Source organism: Cupriavidus basilensis OR16 (genome assembly GCF_000243095.1).
GTDB lineage: Bacteria > Pseudomonadota > Gammaproteobacteria > Burkholderiales > Burkholderiaceae > Cupriavidus > Cupriavidus basilensis_D.
Map to the genome: position 1 here is coordinate 1 of NZ_AHJE01000279.1, position 435 is coordinate 435.

Below are 435 nucleotides of genomic sequence, written 5' to 3' on the forward strand. Positions count from 1 at the left end.
GGCAGCCTGGTGGCGCAGACGGCGGCGTTGGGTGCGAACAGCATTGGCGCTAACACCGAAGCGGGTTCCTTCGAGAGTATCGCCAGCCATGCGGCCCTCGGATGTCTCGCAGGTGCGGCCGGCAGTGGTGACTGTGCGTCAGGTGCGATTGGCGGAGCCACAAGCGCGATCGTCGCGCCGCTAGTTGGTGGGGCGCTAGGGGTCACGACCAATGCAGACCGTGAGAGCACGGTAAACCAGGTCGTGGTAACAGCGGTGGCCATGCTGGCAGGAGGCGGTTTAGCGGCAGTCCTGGGCCAGGATGGCCTGATCGCAGCTGGCGCTGCGCAGAACGAGGCCCTCAACAATTACCTGAGTAGCAAGCCCGAGCGGCAAGCGTATGAGAAGGCCAATCGGGAATGCGCGAACGGCGTCTGGTCCTCGTGTGCGTCAGCC

The 435-nt window shown here is 64.8% G+C and carries 1 protein-coding gene; it reads left to right on the forward strand.

What is annotated here, in order from left to right:
- The coding region (locus OR16_RS38705) for a DUF637 domain-containing protein (RefSeq protein WP_006164843.1) at positions 1–435 on the forward strand (435 nt) is incomplete at both ends.